The organism is Citrobacter sp. RHBSTW-00599 (genome assembly GCF_013784065.1).
Lineage (GTDB): Bacteria > Pseudomonadota > Gammaproteobacteria > Enterobacterales > Enterobacteriaceae > Citrobacter > Citrobacter braakii.
Genome location: NZ_CP056717.1, coordinates 2,783,786 through 2,800,002 on the forward strand (window position 1 = coordinate 2,783,786; position 16,217 = coordinate 2,800,002).

General features: G+C 52.2%; 16 protein-coding genes and 2 tRNA genes. 12 read left to right on the forward strand and 6 right to left on the reverse strand.

Annotated elements, in window-relative coordinates:
• The first annotated feature begins 1 nt into the window (after position 1).
• The 4 genes from HV243_RS13585 (at position 2) to HV243_RS13600 (ending at position 3,477) form a co-directional block, all read left to right on the forward strand.
• Positions 2-658: a PAS domain-containing protein gene (locus tag HV243_RS13585; protein WP_053389363.1), complete on the forward strand. Its 657-nt coding sequence runs from the start codon at positions 2-4 to the stop codon at positions 656-658.
• On the forward strand, positions 645-1,451 hold the full coding sequence (locus HV243_RS13590) for a PhzF family phenazine biosynthesis protein (RefSeq protein ID WP_149330448.1): 807 nt from the start codon (positions 645-647) through the stop codon (positions 1,449-1,451). The genes HV243_RS13585 and HV243_RS13590 overlap by 14 nt, the downstream gene beginning before the upstream one ends.
• 85 nt (positions 1,452-1,536) lie before the next feature.
• The gene (gene brnQ, locus HV243_RS13595; protein ID WP_053389361.1) at positions 1,537-2,706 is read left to right on the forward strand and encodes a branched-chain amino acid transport system II carrier protein; all 1,170 of its coding nucleotides are present in this window, start codon (positions 1,537-1,539) and stop codon (positions 2,704-2,706) included.
• 258 nt (positions 2,707-2,964) lie between these two features.
• Positions 2,965-3,477 carry a GNAT family N-acetyltransferase gene (locus HV243_RS13600; protein ID WP_053389360.1) on the forward strand — a complete coding sequence of 171 codons (513 nt, stop codon included), beginning with the start codon at positions 2,965-2,967 and terminating at the stop codon, positions 3,475-3,477.
• A gap of 51 nt (positions 3,478-3,528) precedes the next feature.
• Here the strand turns inward: HV243_RS13600 and HV243_RS13605 are convergent, their stop codons facing one another.
• Positions 3,529-4,419: a LysR family transcriptional regulator gene (locus tag HV243_RS13605; RefSeq protein ID WP_053389359.1), complete on the reverse strand. Its 891-nt coding sequence runs from the start codon at positions 4,417-4,419 to the stop codon at positions 3,529-3,531.
• A 172-nt stretch (positions 4,420-4,591) separates the two neighbouring features.
• On the opposite strand from HV243_RS13605, the gene HV243_RS13610 reads away from it, so the two are divergent.
• Positions 4,592-5,728 carry an alpha/beta hydrolase gene (locus HV243_RS13610; protein WP_053389358.1) on the forward strand — a complete coding sequence of 379 codons (1,137 nt, stop codon included), beginning with the start codon at positions 4,592-4,594 and terminating at the stop codon, positions 5,726-5,728.
• Positions 5,729-5,869: 141 nt separating this feature from the next.
• The gene (locus tag HV243_RS13615; RefSeq protein WP_047358850.1) at positions 5,870-7,063 is read left to right on the forward strand and encodes an MFS transporter; all 1,194 of its coding nucleotides are present in this window, start codon (positions 5,870-5,872) and stop codon (positions 7,061-7,063) included.
• A gap of 98 nt (positions 7,064-7,161) precedes the next feature.
• Here HV243_RS13615 and HV243_RS13620 read toward each other — a convergent pair whose 3' ends face one another.
• The gene (locus HV243_RS13620) at positions 7,162-7,632 is read right to left on the reverse strand and encodes a GNAT family N-acetyltransferase (protein ID WP_053389357.1); all 471 of its coding nucleotides are present in this window, start codon (positions 7,630-7,632) and stop codon (positions 7,162-7,164) included.
• 248 nt (positions 7,633-7,880) lie between these two features.
• On the opposite strand from HV243_RS13620, the gene HV243_RS13625 reads away from it, so the two are divergent.
• From HV243_RS13625 to HV243_RS13650, 6 genes are all read left to right on the forward strand, one after another.
• Positions 7,881-8,861, forward strand: a complete 981-nt coding sequence (locus HV243_RS13625; protein ID WP_047358851.1) for a helix-turn-helix domain-containing protein — start codon at positions 7,881-7,883, stop codon at positions 8,859-8,861.
• A 78-nt stretch (positions 8,862-8,939) separates the two neighbouring features.
• Complete coding sequence (gene gap / locus HV243_RS13630; protein WP_053389356.1) at positions 8,940-9,950, forward strand: type I glyceraldehyde-3-phosphate dehydrogenase; 1,011 nt, start codon at positions 8,940-8,942, stop codon at positions 9,948-9,950.
• Between the two features lie 267 nt (positions 9,951-10,217).
• Positions 10,218-10,700 carry a glutathione peroxidase gene (locus HV243_RS13635; RefSeq protein ID WP_016152944.1) on the forward strand — a complete coding sequence of 161 codons (483 nt, stop codon included), beginning with the start codon at positions 10,218-10,220 and terminating at the stop codon, positions 10,698-10,700.
• Positions 10,701-10,899: 199 nt separating this feature from the next.
• Positions 10,900-10,976: transfer RNA gene (locus HV243_RS13640), tRNA-Val, on the forward strand.
• A 4-nt stretch (positions 10,977-10,980) separates the two neighbouring features.
• Positions 10,981-11,057 (forward strand) — tRNA-Val (locus HV243_RS13645).
• A gap of 201 nt (positions 11,058-11,258) precedes the next feature.
• Positions 11,259-11,981, forward strand: coding sequence for a substrate-binding domain-containing protein (locus HV243_RS13650; RefSeq protein ID WP_047417743.1), 723 nt, complete (start codon positions 11,259-11,261; stop codon positions 11,979-11,981).
• On the opposite strand, the gene HV243_RS13655 is transcribed toward HV243_RS13650, so the two are convergent.
• The 4 genes from HV243_RS13655 to puuE form a co-directional block, all read right to left on the reverse strand.
• Complete coding sequence (locus HV243_RS13655; protein ID WP_047417750.1) at positions 11,968-12,720, reverse strand: ABC transporter ATP-binding protein; 753 nt, start codon at positions 12,718-12,720, stop codon at positions 11,968-11,970. The genes HV243_RS13650 and HV243_RS13655 overlap by 14 nt on opposite strands.
• On the reverse strand, positions 12,717-13,721 hold the full coding sequence (locus HV243_RS13660; RefSeq protein ID WP_047417753.1) for an iron ABC transporter permease: 1,005 nt from the start codon (positions 13,719-13,721) through the stop codon (positions 12,717-12,719). Before HV243_RS13660 ends, HV243_RS13655 begins: the two co-directional genes overlap by 4 nt.
• A complete protein-coding gene (locus tag HV243_RS13665) occupies positions 13,708-14,763 on the reverse strand; it encodes an ABC transporter substrate-binding protein (protein ID WP_053389355.1) in 1,056 nt (351 codons plus the stop codon). Before HV243_RS13665 ends, HV243_RS13660 begins: the two co-directional genes overlap by 14 nt.
• A gap of 175 nt (positions 14,764-14,938) precedes the next feature.
• Positions 14,939-16,201 carry a 4-aminobutyrate transaminase gene (gene puuE / locus HV243_RS13670; RefSeq protein ID WP_053389354.1) on the reverse strand — a complete coding sequence of 421 codons (1,263 nt, stop codon included), beginning with the start codon at positions 16,199-16,201 and terminating at the stop codon, positions 14,939-14,941.
• Positions 16,202-16,217: the final 16 nt, after the last annotated feature.

A 16,217-nucleotide genomic window follows, 5' to 3' on the forward strand; every position in this document is an offset into this window, starting at 1 on the left:
AATGAAAGACGAACGTGAACGTTTAATCACTATTTTGACGGCTTCGCTTGAGGCATTGAGAACCACGCTTCCCTTAAACACAGAAGCGGTTCTGCATGACCTTACCCGCCCCGAATCGTCCGTGATAAACATCATTAATGGACACGTCAGCGGCAGGAAACCCGGTGATGCGCTGTTGTCCGGCCCGGAAAATGACACGGGATTTTTAGGTTTACTGGATGCTTCGCAGCGTGTTCCCAGTCAGGTATTCAGTGGATATACCACCACCACTCTCTCTGGCACCACGTTGAATAGCGCATCGACGATTTATTACAGCAAGGACGGCGTGCCGTTAGTGGCTTTTTGCATTAACGTCGATATGGATGTGGTATCAAAACTCAAACGCGACCTGGACTATTTACTCCATCCGGCCGCCGCGGCTGAAACGCCGGAAAAACCGCTAGGTGATATTCAGGATAAATCTCTGGATGACGTTATTTCGAAATTCAGACCCACGGGTTCAGAAAATAAAATTGATTTCAGAAAACGGGTTATTTCTGAAATACATGCTCAGGGCTTTTTCAAGATTAAAGGCAGCGTTAATCATGTCGCTAAAGCGCTGGGCGTCACCCGATACACCGTTTACAACTATCTGGATAAATTAAATGACAAAGTCTGACACCACAGTAATTCCTTTTTATCAGGTTGATGCTTTCACCTCTCAACCTTTTGGCGGCAACCCGGCGGGCGTTTGTCCGTTAACTGCGTGGCTGCCTGACGCTGTTCTGCAAGCCATCGCCACGGAGAATAATCTTTCTGAAACCGCGTTTTTTGTGCCGTTCGAGGAGGGTTATCAACTGCGCTGGTGTACGCCTGCGGTTGAAGTGGATTTGTGCGGTCATGCCACTCTCGCTGCATCCTGGGTGCTGTTCAACAAGCTTGGCTACCAACAAGAAACTATCAGCTTCCACACCCGCAGCGGCCTGTTGACGGTGAGTAAGAACGGGGACGAACTCTGCATGGACTTCCCGGCTAAATCGGCCATGAAGATTGATACTCCTGATGGGCTGCTGGCAGCCCTCGGCATTACCGACGGTGTTATCGGGGTGTGGAAATCGGACGATCTGATTGTACTGGTCGATGACAAAACCATCATCGACGGGCTTAATCCTGACTTCAACAAGCTGGCGGTATTCGACACCCGCGGCGTGATCGTGACCGCCGCTGATAACCAGTTTGATTTTGTGTCCCGTTGGTTCGGCCCGCAGGTCGGCGTGAACGAAGATCCCGTCACCGGGTCGGCACACACTTTCCTCGCCCCGTTCTGGGCAGCGCGTACGGGTAAAAATGTCCTGACCGCTCAACAAGGCGGGAAGCGTAAAGGGGCGTTGCGCTGTGTAGTTCGGGATGACGGGCGCGTGGAATTGCATGGCTTCGCTCGTATGACCATCGAAGGAATATTCCAGTTGTAATGACGATGTATGACCGGAACGGTGACTGAGCAGATAATGACCACGCCTTCCAAAGCATGATGTTTATATAAAATAAGAGTTAATAATGACAGCAAACACCAGACTTTCATTGCCAGAGACAATGGCTCTTGGCGGGATGACCCTTGCGCTTTTTTTGGGTGCAGGCAATATTATATTCCCGCCGCTGGTCGGCATGCAGGCGGGCGCAAACGCCTTTAATGCAGGCTTTGGCTTTATCATCACAGCGGTTCTGTTCCCGGCACTGGCGATTATTTCCCTTGCCATTAATGGCGGTGATATCGCGGAATTAACGAAACCCTTAGGCAAATGGCCGAGCCTGATTTTTATTGGCATTTGCTTTTTAACACTGGGGGTTTTATTTGGTACGCCACGCACCGCGACGATTAGCTACGAGGTCATCACCGATGGCGCAGCTAGTTCCCTGATGCAGAAGATTATATTTTCCGCCGCGTTCTTTGGCCTTGCTGGCGCGACGCTGGCTAAGCCGGGAAAACTGCTGGAAATCGTCGGTTTCTTCCTTTCGCCCATTAAAATTAGTGCCCTGATTTTTATCGGCATATGTGCCTGGTTACATCCGATTGGTGACCTCACGACCGCCACAACCGCGTATCAAACTCGCGCGTTCGATACAGGGTTCGTCAACGGTTATCAGACCCTGGATGTGATCAGTGCGCTGTGCTTTGGCGCCATTATCACCCACACGCTTAAGCAGCGCGGGATCCACCATCCGCGGGGCATCTTCACCCATTCCACCGCCGCAGCCTTTATTGCCGCTGCAGGTCTGGCCGTGATTTATATCTGCTATCTGTCGATGGGGTCCCACAGCCCGGTGCGGGGCGCAACGAATGGTATGCAGGTGATGAGCGCCTATGTCGAGACTGTTTTTGGCGTTTATGGCCGGGTGTTGTTGGCGGCGATCATTACCCTCGCCTGTCTGGTCACGGCCATTGGTCTGACGACCGGAACGGCGCGCTATTTCAACCAGACGACCGGTGCGTCTTATGGGCTGCTGGTGACGCTCTCCCTGATGGTGTCAGCAGCACTTGCCGTGCTGGGACTGAATTCCCTCACCGCAATGGCGGTTCCCGTGCTGTGCGCCATTTACCCGGCTGCGCTGGTCGTGGTCGCGCTGGGCATCGTTAGAAAATGGACAGACGTGCCGACGAATCTGTATCAGTTGCTTTTCTATAGCGCCCTGGCAGTGGGAATAATGAGCTTGTTTGTAAAATCCTGAATGAACAGCCGCAAGTTCGGAAGATGTCTTTTCATTTTCGCTCAAAGCAGACCAGGCAATCAGTTGGCCTGTCTGCTTCGAGCCAGAAGCTAACATCGATAAAAAATAACTTAATGGTCGAGCTCCACCAACTTCAGACCTTAGATTGCGTATTCAACGTTTGAGGGTAAGACAGTCACAACGGACATATAGACTTAACAGGCCGTATATATTACAAATTTAAGATCATTTTTCTCTCATAAAGTAAGGGCCTATCCCATGTCTTTAATCATACGACAAGCAACATTAGCCGATTCGGCATTATTAAATGAGCTTGGCTACCGCTTCTATACTGCGCACTTTAAGCATATGTGGAAGTCAGAATCAGAATTTGATAATTATTTGGAGGGTGAATATTCACTTCCTGTTATTGAACAGAGTATTAATGATAAAAACATTAGCTGGTATATAGTTGAAATCGAGCAGCCGATTGGTTTTGTGAAGCTGACATGGCAAGCAACTGTCCCGAATACAGACATCAGCGGTGTTTTACTTAATAAACTCTACCTTGCCCCAACCAAAACGAATCAGCATTACGGTCAACTAATGTTTAATAAAGTCATAGATCTTGCCCGAAGTCAGGGGAAAAAATATTTATGGCTGGAGGTTCTTGAACAAAATGAACGTGCTCAAAAATTCTATAAAAAGCAGGGAATGAAACACATCAGCGACATCATTTTCGAAACAAATTCACAGAGGAGCATACTCAAGTTAATGGGGATGTGTATATAAGGCCCGCTCCTCGCTCAGATCAGTTACCCTGACACGTGTGCAGCCTGGCCTTCATTCATAAATTCTCAGTGTATCGATAACTGCTCGCAGAGCGGGAGACACATTGCGGTGCGGATAATAGAGAAATGAGCCTTCCAGGCGTTGACTGTAGCGTTGTAAAACTCTGATGAGCGAACCCTCTTCTAAATCATCGGACACCAGTTCTTCCGGAACATAAGCCAGCCCCAGCCCCAGTCTGGCGGCTTTGGCTTCCATATAACTGTCAGCAAAAGCCCATTGTCCCTGCGGCTGATGAGTTATTTTTTTACCATCCTGTTGAAGCTCCCATGTATAGAGGCTTCCATCGCCAAATTGATAAGCGATGCAGGGATGAACCGCCAAATCTGCCGGGACTTGTGGAAAGCCATAGCGGCGAAAGTGTTCTGGCGTACCAACAATGGCCATCTCCATGTCGGGGGAAATACGGACCGCTATCATGCCACCGCCAACTTCCGGTCCGAGACGTACACCGGCATCGAATCTTTCCGAAATAATATCGACAAACCGACTTTCGCTGATGAGTTCCAGCCGGATGTCAGGATAGCGTTGCTTAAACACCGCAAGCTTTGGCAGGAGCAGTTTATCAATAGCGTGCTGACTGGCATTAATCCGTACCGTACCTGACGGGGACTGGCGATAATGGGCCAGCGTGGCAAGCCCCATATCTAAAGCGTCGAATCCTGACTCAATAGTCCGGTAGAGTTGTTCGCCGGCATGGGTGAGCGATAGCCTACGCGTAGTGCGAGCCAGAAGCTGAACGCCCAGTCTTTCTTCAAGTTCGCGTACGGAACGGCTTATACCTGATTGTGCCAGGCCGAGTCGTTGCGCCGCAGCGGTAAAACTCCCTTCCCGCACCACCTGCATGAACAGGTATAAATCATTATAGTTTTCCCGTTTCGCCATCACGTTTCCCTCGCTATCGCATCACTATTTAGAACAATATGGTATTAATTCTAGCAATTTTACCCCTCTAATAAGCACTATTACTGCTCACTATAATGCTCGCATTGCAACAAAGCACAGCAGTGTTGTCCGTATGAAACCTGTATCTATCACGTTTTATGAGGGGATTTTGATGACTGCCTTCACCAAAAAACTGACAGCCGCGATACCAGCCATGCTGCTCTGCGCATCATTAAGTGGAGTTACAACGATGAGTTATGCCAATACAACCAATCCGAACGCGCCAGTTTCACTGGTCGAGACATGGGATAAAACCTTCGCTAAAAGTACGAAAATTAATCACCGTAAAGTGACCTTTCAGAACCGCTTCGGGATCACCCTGGTCGGTGATCTCTACATTCCAAAGGATCGCGGCGAGCGCAAACTGGCGGCCATTGCCATCAGCGGGCCTTTCGGCGCGGTAAAAGAGCAGTCCAGCGGTCTGTATGCGCAGACGTTGGCTGAGCAGGGATTTGTTACCCTGGCTTTTGACCCTTCATATACGGGGGAAAGCGGTGGCTATCCACGTAACGTTGCCTCTCCGGATATCAACACCGAGGATTTCAGCGCGGCTGTTGATTTCCTTGGCCTGCAAAATGAGGTTGATCGAAATCGTATCGGATTACTGGGTATCTGCGGATGGGGCGGGATGGCCTTAAACGACGCCGCGATGGATACCCGCGTGAAAGCGGTGGCGACCAGCGTGATGTATGACATGAGCCGTGCGATGGGGCATGGCGTAGGTGATGGTAAAGACCGTTATACCACTGCGGATCGTCGCGCCGTATTACAGTATCTGAACGCACAGCGCTGGGAAGATGCGAAGAACGGAGCTTTCGCGCCCGGCGGGCATGACATTTATGTTGATGAAAAGGGGAACGTCAGTACGTCGAAACGTATTCTGCCAGAAACGTTACCCGCAAATCCCAATCCGGTTCTGAAAGAATTCTTTGATTATTATCGCATGCCGCGTGGTTTCCATGCGCGTTCGGTCAACTCAACTGGGGCCTGGAATGCGACGATGCCGCTGTCATTTATGAATATGCCGCTGCTGAGCTACGCCAATGAAGTCACTATCCCCACGCTTATCGTGACCGGCGAAAAAGCCCATTCACGCTATTTTGCTGAAGATGCCTTTAGGGCGATCGGCAGCAATAAGAAAGAGCTGGTGATTGTCCCGGGGGCAAATCATGTTGATCTGTACGACAACGTTGCGGGTAAGATTCCGTTTGCTAAATTTGAGCAGTTTTTCAATACCAACCTAAGATAACCGCCCCAAGCCGCCTGATATTTGCAGGCGGCTGTAAATCGCCTGCAGATCATTTTCATCCATGTTTTGACGTGATTTCCTGAATGACGTCTGTCCGGACTGCGCCTGAACCTGGCCGATTCGATATTAAGAGATCTGATAATGTCCACAGTAAGACTAAAACCGCATTACGAAAAAAAGCATGCGCATTGGGGGGGCGTGTTTGCCATGACGCTGTGCGTGTTTGTGGTGATCGCTTCCGAGTTTATGCCGGTCAGCCTGCTTACGCTTATTGCCAGTGATTTACACATTACCGAAGGCCTAGCTGGCCAGGGAATTGCAATCTCTGGCGCGCTGGCGGTCATTACCAGCCTGACTATCTCCCATATTGCCGGAGATCTGAACCGAAAACATCTCCTGCAGGGGCTGACGGTTTTAATGGCCATATCGGGGATAGTCGTCGCCCTGGCACCCAGCTACCCGGTTTATATCCTGGGGAGGGCCCTGCTTGGGGTGGTCATTGGTGGATTCTGGTCCATGTCTGCTGCAACCGCCATTCGGCTCGTTCCGCAGCATCAGGTTCCCCGCGCGCTGGCGATTTTTAACGGTGGGAACGCGCTGGCTACCGTTGTAGCGGCACCGCTTGGCAGCTATCTGGGGACGACCGTGGGCTGGCGAGGGGCTTTTTTATGCCTCGTTCCCCTGGCTATAGCCGCATTCATCTGGCAGTGGGTCAGCCTGCCATCGATGGAAAGCGATAAAAAACAAAAATCCCAGAGATCTATGCATCGTCTGTTCCGCATCACCATTGTCCCTGCGGGACTTCTGGCCTGCGGATTCTTCTTCATGGGGCAATTTGCCTTATTTACCTACGTGCGCCCCTTTCTTGAGACCGTAACCCGCGTAGGCCCTTCTGGTCTCTCTCTGATTTTGCTCGCAATAGGCGTGGCTGGTTTTGTCGGCACACTGGCCGTATCAATATTCCTGAACACAAGTTTTTATCAGACTTTAATCATGATCCCCCTGCTTATGGCAGCAACTGCCGGGGCGTTACTACTGGTTGGACACAGCATCTGGGCTGTTGCCGTATTGCTCAGCCTGTGGGGACTACTAGCAACGGCTGCGCCAACGGGATGGTGGACATGGATAGCGCGGGCACTACCCGAAGATGCAGAGGCGGGTGGTGGCTTAATGGTTGCGGTGATCCAGCTATCGATTGCACTGGGTTCAACGGCAGGTGGGTTGGTATTCGACACTCTGGGATGGCGCAGTACTTTTGGCTTGAGTGGTTTCTTACTTCTGGCGGCGGCAGCAATGACGATTGTCACATCCCGTCAAAACAGCAAAGCAAACTAGAACTATCCATTCATTTCTGGCGTGCTCTCTGTCATGGCATACGGCAGAGAGCCGAGTGTCCGCCCTCGCTGATCGCGGACCATTAGCCCAGTTATCTTCTATTTTTTCACCAAATATTTTCGCATCAGTGCATTTTGTAATGTCACTCCGCGACAGGCAGGAAACCCACGTTCCACAACATGAAAACCGTGTCGTAGAAAGAACGCCTCCGCAGCCTTACTGACATTTGAAGTCAGTTCATCAATTCCACGTTGTCTGGCTTCTTCATGAATGCGATTCATCAGTAGTGTCCCTACTCCCTGTCTCGGGTAGGTTCCCGAGACAAAGAAATGGTCAATGTACCCATTTGGCTGAACATCTGCATATCCAGCTATTTCACCATCCACTTCAACAACAAAGGGGCGTAATTCCTTCATATGATTGGCCCATTGTTCCGGGTCGATATCCGTTGGGGCCCACGCATCTATTTGTTCCTGTGTGTAGTAGTGTGATGCGAGGGTATGTACAGAAGATAAAAAGACGCTGAACAACGAAATTTCATCTCCATTACTAAACCTTCTGATTTTCATAAGACCTCGTCAGGAGAGTGACTTGTAGAACAAGTCCATTTTTGGTGCAGCGGAGCGTCAGCTCCTCGCGGTGAGTTTAATGGGTCAATGCAACGCTATTCTTAATCAAGGGAGATGCTCATGCAACGCCGTTGAGTCAACATCAAACCATCGACCAGTGGCGGTAATGTCGCTACGCCACGGGTAAGGTTTTTTCCAGTTGAGTATGTAATATTGACTTATTGTGTAAAAAGATTACTTTTCAGGACATGAAGAAGATACTCATTATTGTTCCCGATGGCGGTATGCTGTTTGAGTCCGCCGGTATTGCCGACATTCTGATGCAGGCCAACCGCCTGCATCCCAAAGGCGCTACGGAGACGTGTTACCAGGTTCAGTTAGCGACAACGCAACCGCATCAGGTGATCCATGGTCAGTCCGGCCTAAATCTACTGGCAGATCATCGCCTACATGAGATAGACCCTCGCGAACCTCTCGATACCATCATCATCACTGGCAGAGGTCAAAACCCGCAGGAAGGGATTGCGGTGGTTGACTGGCTACGCCTTGCCGCTCCCCACGCCCGCCGCATTGCATCCATTTGCGGCGGCGCGATGCTGCTGGCAGAAACCGGGCTGCTGGACGGCAGACGAGCCACCACCCACTGGAAGCTACTGGAAACCATGCAGGCAGAATTCCCAAAGGTGCGCGTCGAAAGCGGTCCGCTCTATATTCAGGACGAACATATCTGGACATCAGGTGGCGTCAGTTCCGGCTTTGACCTGACGTTAGCGTTAGTTGAAGAGGATTACGGCTTCAGTCTGGCGCGCGACGTCGCTCAGGATTTCGTCATGTACCTGCGCCGTCCCGGGGGACAACTCCAGTTTAGCCGCTACAACCTTCAGCAGACCAGTACCCTGGGCCCGATTAACGGTCTGCTCGCCTGGCTGCTTGAGAACCTCACCGCCGATCTGAGTGTGGATAAACTGGCGGAAAAAGTCGCCATGAGCCCACGTAATTTCACCCGCGTGTTTACCCGAGAAACGGGCGTATCACCGGCACGCTATGTGGCCGAAGCCCGTCTGGCCGCTGCACGACAGCGTCTGGAGCAGACCAACGAGACGCTGGAGCGTATCGCCGAACAAACAGGATTTGGCAGCAGCATTAACCTGCGACGGCTGTTTGAAAAACAGCTTCACCTGACGCCTGGTGAATATCGCCAACGCTTTCATTGTCGTAAAATGGCGTAAAGTGATCCTTTTTTGTCATTTACGCCAACTCGTGACCGGCCTAAATTGACTCCAGAGACAACAGATAAGGAGTTCATCATGGTAAAGGTCGGTATTAACGGTTTTGGCCGTATCGGACGTAACGCACTGCGTGCTGCACTGGGTAACCCGGAGATCCAGATCGTGGCAATCAACGATCTGACAGACAGTAAAACGCTGGCGCATCTGCTGAAATACGACTCGCTGCTCGGTAAACTCGACGCCGATGTCACCGCCGGTGAGGGGCAGTTGGTGGTTAACGGTAAATCCATCACCGTATTCAGTGAACGCGACCCAGCCAACATCCCATGGCGTCAGCGTGAAGTCGATATTGTCATTGAAGCAACCGGCTTCTTCACTGAACGTGACAAGGCGGCGGTGCATATCCACAGCGGTGGCGCAAAACGAGTGATTATCTCCGCCCCCGGTAAGAACGATGATTTAACCATCGTGATGGGCGTTAACGATCACCTCTACTCCGCGGATAAACACTTTGTCGTCAGCAACGGTAGCTGCACCACTAACGGTCTGGCACCTGCCGCACAGGTTTTGCACCAACATTTCGGCATTAAGCATGGTTTGATGAACACCACCCACGCCTATACCAACAGCCAGGCGCTGCACGACCAGCCGGAAAAAGATCTTCGTGGTGCCCGCGCCGCTGCATTGTCGATTGTGCCCTACTCCAGCGGTGCCGCGAAGGCGCTTGGCAAAGTCATCCCGGAGCTGGATGGTCGCTTAACCGGTTACTCGCTGCGCGTACCGGTTCCGGTGGTGTCCATTGTCGACCTGACCGTAACGCTTGAGCGGGATGTTACAGCAGAGGAGGTCAATAATGCGTTTCGTGACGCCGCCGCGACAGGGCCACTGAAAGGGATCCTCGGCTATAGCGATGAACCGCTTGTCTCAAGCGACTATCAGGGTGATCCGCGCTCATCCATCATCGACGGCCTGTCAACGCTGGTGATTGGCGGCAATATGGTCAAAATTCTGGCGTGGTACGACAACGAATGGGGATTCTCTAATCGCCTCGTCGACCTGGCACTGCTAATGGCAAAGCACGAACGTTAATCCCCTGCTCTCACACTCTCTCTAAATCCACGCCAGGCGTGGATTTTTTTATATCTGTCACGTGTTTGTCGCAGTGATAATCGCGCACAACGTCACGCCCCCCATTTTTAGTCGTCACCTAACGATGCTGCTGGGGTGACGCGTTTAAAAACGTTAGCGATAACCCGACAAAATAATAAATCGCCAGCACTTCAACGGTCAGTTTATTAATCAGACAGTTGCGACCATAATAAAATGAGTAATGCGATCTTATTTGAGGATTCCGGCATGATCACCTTTTATCAACTTACAGCCACCCGTCTGCATGGTGAGCCCGTCTCTATGGCCGACTACGCTGGCAAACTGGTTCTGGTGGTCAATACTGCCAGCCATTGTGGTTTCACGCCGCAATATGCAGGCCTCGAAGCGCTTTACAAGAAGTACGCCGCGCAGGGTCTGGTGGTGCTTGGTTTCCCCTGCAACCAGTTCGGTAATCAGGAGCCCGGCGGGGCCGACGAAATCTCGCAAACCTGTCACATCAACTACGGTGTGAGCTTCCCGATATTTGAGAAAGTGGAAGTCAACGGTGCGGCTACGCATCCGGTGTTTCGTTACCTGAAAAACGAATTACCCGGCGTGCTGGGTGGGCGTATCAAGTGGAATTTCACTAAGTTCCTGATCGGGCGTGACGGCAAACCGCTCAAGCGTTTTGCGCCGTTCACTACCCCTGAGAAAATAGAAACCGCGATCCTTGCTGCGCTTAAAGTCTGAGCGCACCTGTCATTCAAACCGTCCCCATTATGCCCCAGCGCACTGTCTGAATAAAAAACACGCTGCAAAATCAACAAAATATAATCAACTTGCTTAATTACTCTGCAATCGCGTGAGTTCAGGAAGAAAAATGCTATTTCCCTCTTGCCTCATTCGGTCTGTGCCGCTAATATTCGTCCCCGTTGTCACCTACAACGTTGCGTTCATAGCTCAGTTGGTTAGAGCACCACCTTGACATGGTGGGGGTCGTTGGTTCGAGTCCAATTGAACGCACCATCTTGCGTCCGTAGCTCAGTTGGTTAGAGCACCACCTTGACATGGTGGGGGTCGGTGGTTCGAGTCCACTCGGACGCACCAAATTATTTCTATGATTTGGTGCTATTTCCCTTCGCTACACCTCATAATTTCTTTTTATTGCCTCCTGTTCGTAACCTTAAGCTTAATCATTACTCCGTATGATGCTGGCACAAAGCGATAGGCCAAAACCTTCTAAACGCTATGCTCAGCGCGTATCATTTATCCTCTTCGCAAACCCTTTTTCGCCAGAGATAGGATACCATGCCCTCTTCCATTCTTCTGTTTGCCGCGGGCAGTTTACGCCTGGCATTTGCCCCTTTAATAAGCCAGTTCTCGCGCCATAGTGGAATAGACGTGAAGGTGGAATATGGTCCGGCCGGTTTATTACGCGAGCGTATTGAAGCCGGTGAACCGTGTGCGCTCTTTGCCTCAGCCAATCGGGAGCACCCGCAACGCCTGCTGGCTTTGCAAAAAGCTGTCCTCACGCAGACCTTTAGCTGGAATCAACTGAGTCTGGTCAGCAACCGAAACGGCGCCTGGCTGGATTTGCTCCGCGACCCAACGCTACGAATAGGTACATCCACGCCCGGCTGCGACCCTTCCGGAGACTATACCTGGGCATTTTTCGACAATATGGATGTACTGGAGCCAGGACTCGGACAACAGCTTAGGGCGCGCGCCATCCCGCTGGTTGGTGGACGTGATACGGTGAAAATACCGTCTGGAGAACTGGCGAGCGCCTGGATCCTTCGCCAGGGACTGGCCGATCTGTTTATCGGCTACGCGCATTACGCGAATACGCTGCGCGCCCAACCCGACGTGCATTATGTAGCTATCCCTGATGAGCACAATATTCGCTGCGAATACCAACTGGCGGTGCTCGACGCATCCAACGAGGTGATGGCGCTGGTTAAATTCATGCTCTCCAACGGCGGTCAGGCGTTTCTTACCGCCGCCGGGTTCTTACCTCTTAACGACGAATAGTAAACAGCGGTGCGATAAACGGCGTCGGGTGGTTCTCTACACTGAGTTTTCGCAGCGGTAAGCCATAGGCCAGGAACAGATTCTCTTCCGTCACAATACTGTCCGTTGGCCCTGCCCGCCATTTTCCTTCGGGGAGCAGCAGCAAAGTATGGGTGGCTATTTGTAACGCATGCAGCGGATCGTGGGTCGAAAAAAGAATGCTGCATCCCTGTAGATGGGCCAGATCGCTGATGAGCTGAAGCACCACCTGCTGATTGGCGAGATCCAGCGCGGAGCACGGCTCATCAAGCAGCAGCGTTTGACACTCCGTCACCAGCGCCCGGGCTATCATCACCAGTTGCTGTTGCCCCCCGGAAAGTGAGCTAAACGAGTGGGAAGCAAGCTGGGCAATATTTAACTGCTCCAGCGCCTGGGTCGCTCTTAGTTGATCCTGCTGGCTGGGTTGCGCAAAAAGCTTCACGTGCTGTGCCCGCCCCATCAGCACCACGTCGCTCACCGTATAAGGAAATGGCAGGTGGCAATGCTGCGCCACAATCCCTATCCCGCCGTCATTTTCAATGCTGCCGTCCAAAGCTGGCAGCGTGCCGGTTAGCGTATCGAGCAGCGTACTTTTACCCAGGCCGTTACGTCCCAGCACAGCCCAGATCTCACCTTTCTGACAACTGAATGTAAGCGGCTCAAATAGCGGCACGCGATACCCATAGGTAAGCGTATTTACACGCAATGCGGCAGGTTTCATGATGTCCCCCGGCGGCTGGAGCGGATGAGTAAAAAAGCAAACAGCGGCGCGCCGAATATTGCGGTGATGATCCCAAGCGGTATCTCCGCGTGCATCAGGGTACGGGCAATATCATCCACCACAATCATAAAACCGCCTCCCATCCAGAAGGCGCACGGCAGTAGACGCCGATGATCAACCCCCACCAGCAAACGCGCCAGATGCGGAATAACCAACCCAACCCAGGCGATACTGCCGCTGACCGCTACCTGAGCGGCGACTAAAAAAGCGCAGCACAGCAAAACGCTGCGTCGCAGAGGAACTACCGCGACGCCTAGCGATCGGGCATCTTTATCATTGAGTGATAACAGGTTTATCCGCCAGCGTAGCTGGTACAAAACTGTCGCAGCGATACCAACTGGAATCGCCAACAGCAGAACTTTATGCCAGTTAGCCGTCGCAAAGCTGCCGAGCAGCCAGAACACGATATTGGGTAACGTTTCTTCGGTATCAGCCTGATACTGAATCAGGCTCACCAGCGCGGCAAAAAAACCACTCAAAATGATACCCGACAGGATCAGCACCAGCGTATTCTCCAGCCCCTGCAGCGCAGCAATGGCATACACCAGGACCAGCGCCGTCAGACCGAAGAAAAACGTTGAACCCATCATCAACCACGGCGACAGGCCGAGCAGAATAGCCAGCGTTCCGCCAAAAGCGGCCCCGGACGTCACGCCAATAATATGCGGGTCGACCAGCGGATTATGAAATACCCCTTGCAGCGTCGCGCCACATAACCCCAACGCACCACCCGCCAGCAGCGCCATCAGAATTCGCGGTAGCCTGACAGTCCAGATAACCTGACCGGCAATCCCTTCAGCGTCGCTATAGTGCATCAGGTGATAAAAGACTTCGCTTAACGACAGCGGATATTGTCCGAGGCACAACGAACCAAGGCCCAGCAACAGGACCGTCGCGATTAAGAGTGGTTGCTGGAGTAAAATGCGCTTACTTAACTGCATCAGGCTGCCAGTTCACACGATAAAAACGCTGATAGTAGTCTTGCGCCTGCGCATCAACATCCACGTCTTTATAGGCGTCCGGGTACAGTTTTTTGGCCATCCACAGCTCACCAATCGCCAACGCTTCTGGCATCGGATAGCCCCAGGCTTTGGCGTACTCAGGCATCAACCAGACGCGATGATTTTTCACCGCATCAATCCCCTGCCAGTTAGGATCGTTTTGGATCTCCGTTACCACCTGCGGGTAGCGATCCTGAACAAAAATTACCTGCGGGTTCCACGCCAATACCTGTTCCAGCGCAACCTGACGGGCGCCTTTTACACTGGCAGCCGCCACGTTTAGCCCACCCGCGTGCTGCATCATGAGTCCCGTGTACTTCCCGGAACCGTAAGTCATCAGGTCGGGGTTAGCCATATAAATACGGACTTTTTGCGCATCCGGGATTTTTGCGACCGGCGCATTGAATTTTGCCCGCGCCGCAAAAACGTAGTCGATCAACGTCTCAGCTTGCGGTTTGCGCCCCACGACGTCCGCAATCAGGCGAATCCCCTGCTTTAACCCTTCGTTGTAGACCTGCTCTTCATCTGCCATGGTCGGGTTCATTTTATTCTGTTGCCCGGCTGCATCCTTGCGCAATGAGATTGCCACGACCGGAATACCGGCGTTCTGAATCTGCTGGATCATCTCCGCAGGCGCATAGTTGGCGACAAAAACCACCTGTGGATGAATCGCCAGTAGGCTTTCGATATTCACGCTGGTGAGATCGCCCGGCGTCGGCAATGTGGTAATTGCCGGCATAAAGCGCGCAAACTCAGGCCCGAGCTGTTTTTTCCAGCTCGACATCACGCCAATAATGTCCTGCTGAGCATTAAGCTGGACCAGAATATTCAGCGTCTGGTGTTGCAGCACGACCACTTTGTCGACGTGGTCCGGAATCGTGACCTGACGACCAAGCTGGTCGGTGATCGTACGGTCGGCCTGGGCAGAAAACGCAAACAACATGCTGGCGCATACCAGCACAAAAGAGCGGAAAGTTAACATGGGATACCATCTGGATAGCGGAGTAAAAACGATGTGTATTAAATTATATAACGATATAACAGGCAACCCATTCGCGATAAATACCGCACGACACACGAGGAAGATCAATTTATGCCGACAAAAAAGCCGACGGTGATGACCACCGTCGGCTGTGGGTAACACTAGGACTAACGGATTATTTGGTTGCCGCTTTAATGATATCGAGCGCTTTGGCGAACTGATCCTGCGGGATCGTCAGCGGATAAAGGAAACGAATAACGTTGCCATACTGACCGCAGGTCAGCAGCAGTAATCCTTGCTCAAGGGCTTTCTTCTGCACGCGTTGTGCGGCGGCTGCGTTGGGTTCTCCCGTCGCTGCATCACAGAATTCAGCGGCGATCATAGAGCCTAAGCCGCGCACTTCGGCCAGTTCAGGACACCCGGTTTGCGCGTCAGTCAGAGTGGCGCGCAATTGTTCGCCAAGAGCTGCCGCACGCTGGCACAGCTGTTCATCACGAATAATATCCAGCACCGCATGAGCTGCCGCAATTGACAGCGGGTTTCCGGCGTAGGTTCCGCCCAGACCACCCTGCGCAGGCGCATCCATAATTTCAGCTTTGCCCACGACGCCAGACAGCGGCATGCCGCCTGCAAGGCTTTTTGCCATAGTCATCAGGTCAGCTTTGTCAGCGTAGTGGTCCATCGCAAACAACTGGCCCGTACGGGCAAACCCGCTTTGCACCTCATCGGCGATCATCACGATGCCATGCTCGTCGCAAATACGGCGGATGGCAGCCACAAACTCCGGCGGCGCCACCACGAAGCCCCCTTCACCCTGGACGGGCTCGAAAATAATCGCCGCGACCTGAGTGGGATCGATATCGGCTTTAAACAGGCGCTCAATCGCTTTGATGGAGTCCGCCGTAGAAATCCCCTGCAACTCGCAAGGATACGGTGCGTGGTAAACGGAGCCAGGGAACGGGCCGAACCCTTTTTTATACGGCGCCACCTTGCCGGTTAACGCCATCGTCATGTAGGTACGCCCATGAAAACCGCCGCCAAAAGCAATAACGCCAGGACGGCCGGTATGTGCGCGCGCAATTTTCACCGCATTTTCGACCGCTTCAGCCCCGGTGGTGAAGAATGTGGTTTTGCGCTTGCCGTCGATTGGCGCAACGGCGTTGATTTTCTCCGCCAAAGACACATAGCTTTCGTACGGGACAATCTGATAAGCCGTATGGGTAAAAGCCTGCAGTTGCGCTTCGACTGCCTGCACCAGGCGAGGATGACGGTGTCCGGTGTTCAGCACGGCAATCCCGGCGGCAAAATCAATGTACTGATTGCCTTCGATATCGGTAATTGTGCTGTTTTCTGCTGACTGGGCATAAAAATCACACATTACACCCACGCCACGCGGGGTGGCATCCAGACGACGTTGTTGCAGGTTTTTATTGTTCATTCTCTACACCTTGTCC